Genomic DNA, 6,128 nt, shown 5'->3' on the forward strand with positions numbered 1-6,128 from the left:
CGGCGCCCGTCGCGCAGGCATACGGGGATCAGCGGGAGGAGCGGCGGTGGCCGGCATCGACATCACGGCGCTCCGCCCACGCATCGATACCGCCGTGCACGCGCAACTGGCGCGAGGACGCGCCGATCTGACCGAACTCGCTCCCGAGGCCGACGACCTGCTCGACGCCATCAGCGCGTTGATGGCCGGAGGGAAGCTGCTACGGCCGACCTTTCTCTATCTCGGCTATCGCGCTGCTGGGCGCCCGGACGCCGACGGTGCGGTCGCGCTGGCGTCGGCGATGGAGTTCGTCCAGGCGGCAGCCCTGATCCACGACGACGTCATCGACTCTTCCGACACCCGGCGCGGTGCGCCGACGGTGCACCGCGCCCTGGCGAGCGCGCACGCGCAGCGCGGGTGGGAGGGCGACGGATCGGCCTTCGGCGTCGCCGGCGCGATTCTCGCCGGCAACCTCTGCCTCGGGTGGGCCGACCAGGCGTATGACGAGTGCGGGCTGCCGTCCGCCGATCTCGAGCGCGGGCGGGCGACGTTCGACCTGATGCGGGCGCAGTTGATGGCCGGGCAGTATCTCGACGTCGTCGGGTCCGTGCGGCCGTGGGCGGGCGCGAGCCCGGCCGAGCGGGTGGCGATCGCCGAGCGAGTCATCACCTACAAGTCGGCGAAGTACTCGATCCAGCAACCGCTGCTCATCGGTGCGCGCACGGGCGGGGTGACCGGGGCCGCTCTCGCGGCGCTTGCGGCCTACGGCCTCGATCTGGGGATCGCCTTCCAGTTGCGCGACGACGTGCTGGGGGTCTTCGGCGACCCGGGGGTGACCGGCAAGCCGGCCGGCGACGACCTGCGCGAGGGCAAGCGGACGGTGCTGATCGCGCATACGCTCGCGCTGGCCGCGCCCGCGGACCGGACGTATGTCGAGACCCACCTCGGCGACGCCGCCCTGACACCCGAGGCCGTCCAGCGTCTCCGGGCGATCATTGCCGGCTGCGGGGCAACCGACGCCGTCGAGGCAGCCATCGCCGCCCGCGCGACGTCGGCGGCGCACGCGCTTGCCGGGGCTGATGTCGACCAGGACGCCGCCGCCGCGCTCGGCGCGATGATCGAGACCGTCACCGATCGCCACGCCTGACCCCGTCGAGAGGTCACATCCACCCCGTCGACAGGACGTGTTCGACGCCTCGGCAGGAGCACTTCAGTTCTCGGTCCCTGCGCGCAGCGGGGTCCGGTCTGGTATCACCATGTCGGGGTCGAGGCGTCAGCCCTCTTCCATCGCCCGCCGGCGGACCTCGGTCTTGAACCCCGCACGGATCGCGTCTATCGCGTGACTGCCGCCGCCGGGCAGCGAGTCGTCGGGGGTGAAGAGCCACTCAATGATTTCTGGGTCGTCGAAGCCGATGTCGCTCAGGACCGTGATGGTGCCCTTGAGCGCCGCCAGCGGGCCGGCCTCATCGACGAACGCCGCCGGGACGCTGAGCACCGACCGCTCGCCTCGACGCACGGCGACGAATTCGCGCTCCTCGATCAGCCGGCGCACACCGGAGGGGCTCAGGCCGAGGCGTTCGCACAGGTCGGGGACGGTCAGCCAGTCGCCGACCAGGGCATCGAGATCCACGCCCGGGAGCCTAGCGCCCAACGCCTGCGGGGATCTTCGGGCTTCGACGGACTCGGGATTCGGGCGGAATTCACGGTGGCAGCTTCCGGAGTAGAACTCGTCCCGGCGCCTGGCCCCACGCGCCACACGCGCAACTTCGCTATCCTCGTGTCCCACGCGACTCTCCCGTCACTCCGGTTCAGCGCACCGGGACTGCCCTGCCCCCGTCCTGGAAGGACGCACTCGAATGGCCCCCCTGTTCACCTTGCCCGCCACCCCACCGGCCCTGATCGACCTTCCAGCCCTTGCCCAGCACACCAGCAGCGGGCAGCGGCATACGGTTCGCTCGGGTGACACCGTCTTCGGTCTGGCGCTGCGCTATCACACGACGACGAGCGCGATCGCCGCGGCCAACAACCTCGCCAACACCCGCCTGATCCGCCCCGGTGATGTCCTGACGATTCCGTCCGGCAGCACGAGCGCGGCGAAGCGCCCGGCGCGCACCACCAGCGGTCATTTCGTCCGCGCGGGCGAGACCCTCAGCGGCATCGCCGCCCGCTACGGCACCACGATCTCGGCGCTGGCCAAGGCCAATGGCATCTCCCCCAGCCGGTTCATCCTCCCCGGCCAGCGCCTCTCGATCCCCGGCGCGACCAGTCGCGTCGACCGCAGTTTCGAGTCCAGCCCCAAGGCGACGACCAAGTCCCCCGTCCGCGGGATGACCTCGCGCACCGCGACCCGCGACCTGATCGTCGCCACCGCCAACCGGTATGGCGTCGACCACCGCCTCGCGCTCGCCATCGCCTGGCAGGAATCCGGCTGGAACCAGGGCGTCACCTCCGGGGTCGGCGCGGTCGGTACCATGCAGGTCATGCCGGGCAGCGGCACCTGGGCCAGCAGCCTGATCAACCGCAAACTCAACCTGCACGACCAGCGCGACAATGTCACCGCGGGCGTCGTGATCATCCGTCAGTTGACCAAGATGGCCAGCAACCGCGACGAGGTCATCGCTGCCTACTACCAGGGCCTGGGCTCGGTGCGGGCGCGCGGGTGGTACTCCGACACACGGCAATACGTCGCCAACGTCAACTACTTCCGCCAGCGCCTCTGAGCGCGCCGCCCGCGGACGCCACCGAAGGGGGCCGTAGACTTTGCCGGTGAATGAGGTGGGGCCGGACGCCCTGATCGGCCAGGTCGTCGACGGTCGCTACCAGGTCCTCGAGCGCATCGCCACCGGGGGTATGGCGACCGTCTACCGCGCGCTCGACACCCGCCTCGATCGCGACGTCGCCCTGAAGGTGATGCGTCCGCATCTGGCGCACGACGACAGTTTCGTCGCCCGTTTCCACCGCGAGGCTCGCGCCGCTGCCCGGCTCGCCCACCCCAATATCGTCGGGGTCTTCGACCAGGGCCGCGACGGTGACCTGCTCTTCCTCGTCATGGAATACGTGCCGGGCCGCAACCTGCGCGACATCGTCGACACCGACGGCGCCCTGGCCCCACGGGCCGCTCTGGACATCTTCGAGCCGATGCTGAAGGCGTTGGCCGTTGCTCACCAGGCCGGCTTCGTCCACCGCGACGTCAAGCCCGAGAACGTTCTGGTCCGCGCGGACGGCGTCGTCAAGGTCGCCGACTTCGGCTTGGCCCGCGCCGTCACCAGCGAGACGGTCACATCCGCGACCAGCGAAGTCCTGGGCACCTTGTCCTATATCTCGCCGGAGCAGATGGAGTTGAGCCAGGTCACGCCGCGTAGCGATGTGTATGGCGCGGGCCTGGTGCTCTTCGAGATGCTCACCGGCCGCAAGGCCTTCACCGGCGAGTCCATCCCCAATGTCATCTTCCAGCATCTCCACCAAGGCGTGCCGACGCCGTCGACCATCGTCGCGGGGCTGGCTCCGGAGCTCGACGACCTCGTGCTGAGCGCGGCGGCCAAGGAACCCACCGATCGCCCGGCCGACGCCGGTGAGCTCCTCGCGCGCGTCCGGCTCGTCCGCGGCGCTCTCGGTGCCGCACTGGACGACCGCCCTTCGCGCAGCGCAGCAGCGACGAATGACACCTCGGTCCTACCGACGGTCAGCGACCCCACCGAGCACACCGCCCCCTATGCCGTGTCCCCAGCCGCCCTGACGGGGGCCACCGCGGGGGCAGCCGCGGGGGCAGTCGCCGACGGCACGCGCGACCCGGGAGGCAGGGCGGCTCTGCCACGGGTTGCCCCGGCGCCTTCGGCGGCCGGAGCCGGCCTAGCCACCGGGGGGCGCGGCTCCGGTGGACGAGGTTCGGCGTCCCCCGACGACGGCGAGGTGTCCCCTCACGGCGCCGTCCCCGCCAAGCCGTTGCGCCGCACCGCAGCGGCGCCGGCGCCCGCCCCGCCGCCGCCGAAGCGGAGCCGGCGCGGCCTGCTCGCCGCCGTCCTCGCGGTGCTCCTCATCGCGGCGGGTGGGATCGCCGCCTATCTGACCATCGGGCCGGGCGCACCCACGACGGTCCCGACGCTGGCCGGGCTCTCGGTCGCGGACGCTCATACGGCACTCGACCGGGCACACCTGAAGGCCAAGGACGTCCCGGCGTTCAGCGAGGACGTCGTCTCGGGGATCGTGATCTCCGCCAAACCCGACAAGGGCGCCGAGTTGCGGCGAGGGCAGACGGTTACCCTCACCGTCTCCAAGGGGCAGGAGCGCTATCTGGTGCCCACGCTGGCGGGCGCCTCCAAGGCGACGGCGACGGCGCGCCTGGCGAAGGTCAACCTCGAGTTGGGCCCGATCACGCAGGCCTACTCCGACACGGTGGCCAAGGGGCGGATCATCTCCTCCGACCCCAGCGAGGGCGCATCGGTCAAGCGCGGCACCCCCGTCTCGATCGTGATCAGCAATGGGCCGCAGCCCTTCGATGTGCCCGACTTCCGGGGGATGTCCCTCGCGGACGCCCAGACCCTGGCCGAGCAAAGCGGCTTGACCCTGACCGAGGGTGACACCGTGTTCTCGACCGAATACGACAAGGACACGGTGGCGGCCCAGGACCCGGCGGTCGGCGGCCAGGTCGTCAAGGGCGACACCGTCACGATCGCGATGTCCAAGGGCCCTGAGATGGTCAACGTCCCGAGCGTGTTCCGGATGAGTGAGGCCAAGGCCGTGGCCACGCTCAAGGCAGCCGGCTTCGACGTCAAGGTCGACCGCTTCCTCGGCGCGCCGCTGGACATGTGCACCGGCCAGACGCCCCCCGGCGGCACCAAGGCCCCCAAGGGCAGCACCATCACCATCACGATCGTCTAGGCGATGGCCGCGACGTCGACCCGGCGGACGACCCTGCTCGCCACCGGACTGCTGGTGCTGATGACGGCGACCTGGGGGTCGACCTTCTTCCTGATCCGCGACTTGGTGCAGCACGTGCCGTCGGCCGACTTCCTGTTCGTCCGGTTCACGATCGCCGCCATCGTCATGGCGGTCGTCTTCCGCGCGCAGATCCTGGCCCTGCCCCGCCGGCAGCTGCGACTCTCGCTGCTGCTGGGCGCGCTCTACGGCTGCGCCCAACTCCTGCAGACCACGGGTTTGGAGCACACCTCGGCCTCGGTCTCCGGCTTCGTCACCGGCGCGTATGTCGTGCTCACCCCGATCTGCGGGGCAGTGATCCTGCGCAAGCGCATCCCGGGCGCCCTGTGGGTGGCCGTGCTGCTCGCCACCGTGGGTCTCGGCGTGCTCTCGCTGCGCGGCTTCGCCGTGGGGCAGGGCGAAGGCCTGACGCTGGCGGCGGCGCTGCTCTATGCCTTGCACATCGTCGGCCTCGGCCAGTGGTCGACACCGGCTCAGGCCACGGGGATGGCCAGCGTCCAGGCGGGCGTCATCGCCGCGGTCTGCCTCGTGGCCGCGCTCCCGGGCGGCATCACGCTGCCGGCGACCGGCGGGCAGTGGGCATCGCTGCTCTATATGGCGCTGGTGGCCGGGGCCTTCGCGCTTTGGGCGCAGACCTGGGCGCAGGCCCACCTCGACGCCACCCGGGCGGCCATCATCATGACCACCGAGCCGGTCTTCGCCGCTCTGTTCGCCGTGCTCTTCGGTGGGGAATCCGCGACCTCGCGCATGCTCCTGGGCGGCGCCCTCGTCCTCGCGGCGATGTATGTCTCCGAACTCTCCGGCCGCACCCACCCGCCCGCCGACCCGCGCTCCGCCGAGGCCCTGCACCACGACGCCCCTTGAGCGCACCGACCCCCTGTTCCTAAACTCTGCTAGGACACCCTCCGCAGTTCTCCGCTCCTTCGGCCCACGCAGAGCGTGGGACCCAGCTCCAATACTTCGCGGGGACCCCGTCCGTCCGTGGTTTCGATAACACGGCGTAGCAGCATTTAGGTGACCTCCAACAGGGTCTGCCCTGCTCGACGTCCCCGAAGGTGTGCTGAGTCGGGGTGTCAAGGGCCATCGAGACCTGCCCGGTGACGGTCAGAGACTGATGCTCCTATTGCGTGTCAAGCCTTTGGGGAGGGGGAGTTTCAGGCGGCGGCGAGCCAGGCTCTGTAGCGGGTGGCGAGTTCGTCGTTGGGGCGTCTCCC

Annotated in this window: 5 protein-coding genes; 4 read left to right on the forward strand and 1 reads right to left on the reverse strand. The window is 70.7% G+C overall.

The genetic code is table 11. The features are described 5' to 3' along the window. Positions 1–46: 46 nt before the first annotated feature. On the forward strand, positions 47–1,126 hold the full coding sequence (locus tag ABD209_RS16975) for a polyprenyl synthetase family protein (protein WP_344068444.1): 1,080 nt from the start codon (positions 47–49) through the stop codon (positions 1,124–1,126). A gap of 126 nt (positions 1,127–1,252) precedes the next feature. Here ABD209_RS16975 and ABD209_RS16980 read toward each other — a convergent pair whose 3' ends face one another. After that, positions 1,253–1,609 (reverse strand): Rv2175c family DNA-binding protein, encoded by a 357-nt coding sequence (locus tag ABD209_RS16980; RefSeq protein WP_324387379.1) that lies wholly within the window; start codon positions 1,607–1,609, stop codon positions 1,253–1,255. A gap of 226 nt (positions 1,610–1,835) precedes the next feature. On the opposite strand from ABD209_RS16980, the gene ABD209_RS16985 reads away from it, so the two are divergent. The 3 genes from ABD209_RS16985 to ABD209_RS16995 are packed head-to-tail and all read left to right on the forward strand — an operon-like array spanning position 1,836 to position 5,778. Continuing rightward, a complete protein-coding gene (locus ABD209_RS16985; protein WP_344068447.1) occupies positions 1,836–2,699 on the forward strand; it encodes a LysM peptidoglycan-binding domain-containing protein in 864 nt (287 codons plus the stop codon). Positions 2,700–2,745: 46 nt separating this feature from the next. Beyond that, positions 2,746–4,857: a Stk1 family PASTA domain-containing Ser/Thr kinase gene (gene pknB / locus ABD209_RS16990; protein WP_344068450.1), complete on the forward strand. Its 2,112-nt coding sequence runs from the start codon at positions 2,746–2,748 to the stop codon at positions 4,855–4,857. Between the two features lie 3 nt (positions 4,858–4,860). After that, a complete protein-coding gene (locus ABD209_RS16995) occupies positions 4,861–5,778 on the forward strand; it encodes a DMT family transporter (RefSeq protein WP_344068453.1) in 918 nt (305 codons plus the stop codon). Positions 5,779–6,128 lie beyond the last annotated feature (350 nt).

The organism is Nostocoides vanveenii (assembly GCF_039531165.1).
Classification (GTDB): Bacteria; Actinomycetota; Actinomycetes; order Actinomycetales; family Dermatophilaceae; genus Nostocoides_A; species Nostocoides_A vanveenii.